Source organism: Sandarakinorhabdus oryzae, assembly GCF_009733735.1.
Lineage (GTDB): Bacteria > Pseudomonadota > Alphaproteobacteria > Sphingomonadales > Sphingomonadaceae > Sandarakinorhabdus > Sandarakinorhabdus oryzae.
In genome coordinates, this window is record NZ_WNJP01000271.1 from 1 (window position 1) to 2,463 (window position 2,463).

The 2,463-nt window shown below is 68.8% G+C and carries 1 protein-coding gene and 1 pseudogene; both read right to left on the reverse strand.

Going from position 1 to position 2,463, the window contains the following annotated elements; all coding sequences use genetic code 11:
- The coding region (locus GJ693_RS15435) for a GspE/PulE family protein (protein WP_156257133.1) at window positions 1–1,248 on the reverse strand (1,248 nt) is incomplete at its 3' end.
- A pseudogene (locus tag GJ693_RS15440) lies at window positions 1,245–2,463 on the reverse strand (type II secretion system secretin GspD); the annotation flags it as partial. The pseudogene GJ693_RS15440 and the gene GJ693_RS15435, both read right to left, overlap by 4 nt.

Sequence of the window (2,463 nt, forward strand, 5' to 3'; positions counted from 1 at the left end):
GCCCTGCCAGCCGCTGTGGCCGCAGGCATCGCAGCCCGGGGCCTGCCAGACCGGACTGCCGGCGGCGATACCCACGGCGGCGGCAGTGCCGGTATCGGCCGGATGCGCCGTTCGGCAGACGGGGCAGAGCCGGCGCACCAGCCGCTGCGCCACCACGGCGCGCAGCGTGGCGGCGAGCAGGAAGGGCTCGACGCCAAAATCGCGCAGGCGGGTGATGGCGCTGGCGGCATCGTTGGTGTGCAGCGACGACAGCACGAGATGGCCGGTCAGCGCCGCCTGCACGGCGATGCTGGCGGTTTCGGCGTCACGGATTTCGCCGACCATCACCACGTCAGGATCCTGCCGCAGGATGGCGCGCAGACCGGCGGCGAAGCTGAGGCCGACCTTTGGGTTGACCTGGGTCTGGCCGATGCCATCCACGGCATACTCGACCGGATCTTCGACGGTCAGGATGTTGCGGCGGCCGTCGTTGAGCAGCTTGAGGCCGGCATAGAGCGTCGTCGTCTTGCCGCTGCCGGTGGGGCCGGTGACCAGCACCAAGCCGTTGGGCGCCGCCAGCGCGGCGCGGAAGTCGGCCTCGATGGCGGCCGGCATGCCAAGTGCGGCGAGATCGATGCCGGCATTTTCCTTGTCGAGCAGGCGCAGCACCACCCGTTCACCGCCGCGCGCCGGCAGGGTGGAGACGCGCACGTCGAGCCGCTTGCCGCCCAACGCCAGGTCCATGCGGCCATCCTGCGGCAGCCGGCGCTCGGCAATGTCGAGGCGTGCCATCACCTTGATGCGGCTGACCAGCAGCGCCGCGACGCCAGGGGGCAGGCGGTGCATTTCCTTCAGTTCGCCATCGGCGCGCATGCGCACCACCAAGGCGGTTTCGAAGGGCTCGATGTGGATGTCCGACGCTTTCAGGCGGGCGGCTTCGGCGATGAGGCCGTTGATCAGCCGGATGGCCGGGGCTTCATCGTCGCTGGCCAGCAGGTCTTCGGCCGAGGGCAGATCATCGGCCAGCCCGGCCAGTTCATCGGCTTCGCCGGCATAGGTGGCGCGGGCATAATGATCCTGCAGCAGCCGATCGAAGCCGGCATCATCGACCTCCATCAAGGCCAGCGGACGGCCGGCGACGCGCCGCACCTCGATCAGCGCTTGCGGCGGGCTGCCGGCACGCCGGGCCACCGTCGCCACCTCGCCCATCGCGGTGACGATCACCCCTTGCGCCTTGGCAAAGGCATAAGAGAGCGTCGGCTGGCTCATGGCCTGGGCGGCACCGGCGGTGGCGACGAGGGAGGCTGTGGCTGTGGCGGGGCGGCACCCGGGATCGGCGCCTTCAGATAATCGCGCACCAGCGCATCCAGGCTGGTGTCCTGCGTGCCTTCGCGGCGGGCCTGTTCGGCGCGGACATATTGGTAACGCTCGCCGGTCAGCTGCGCGGCATCGGCGGCCCCGCGAATGATGGTGGGGCGGATGAACACCATCAGGTTGGTCTTGGTGCGGTTGCGTGACTTGGAGCGGAACAGGTTGCCCAGGATCGGGATGTCGCCCAGCAAGGGCACCTTCTCGATCGCACGGCGCTCATTCTCGTCGATCAGGCCGCCGAGCGCGAGGATCTGGCCATCATCCACGGTGACGGTGGTGGTGATCTCACGCTTGTTGAGGATGAGATCGGGAATGTTCTGGGTGACGACCGAGGAGGCGATGCTGCTCACTTCCTGCCGCAGGGTCAGCTTGATGGTGCCGCCGGCGTTGATCTGCGGTCGCACGTCAAGCGCGATGCCGATGTCCTGGCGCTGCACGGTGCGGAACGCGTTGTCGAAGTTGTTCGACAGCGCCTGGCCGGTGGCCAGCGGCACGTTCTGGCCCACCAGGATGCGCGCCTGGGCATTGTCCAGCGTCATCACCGACGGGGTGGAGAGCACGTTGGACGCGGTGTCGGCCTTCACGGCGTTGATGACAAAACCGAACACCGCGTTCGAGCCGAGATTGCCGCCAAAGCCGAACTGGCCGCCGTTGGCGTTCAACAGGCTGTTCACCGCCGCGTTGCGCAGGGCGACCGTCGTGGAATTGTCCTGGCCATAGCGTTTTTCCGCCGCGATCGCGCCGGCCACCGCCAGCAGGTTGGGCGCGGCATTGCTGTAGTTGGTGACCGAGAAGGGGATATTGGAGCCGCCGGTGCCCGACAGCAGGAACTGCACGCCCAGCCGTTGGGCGGCAATGTCGCTGATCTCGACGATCACGGCTTCGACCAGCACCTGTTCGCGGCGCACGTCGAGTTGGCGGATCACCTCGCCCAGCCGGCGCTGCACGTCGGCGGGGGCGGCGATGACGATGGCGTTGGCGCCTTCATAACGCGCGATCACCGCCTGGCCGCGGCCGATGCTGGCGCCGGGCACGAAGCCGCTGGTGCCCAGTGAACCCCCCGTGGGCTGGGTCGGCAGGGGCGCGCTGGCGGCCGGTTGCTGGCCCTGGGTC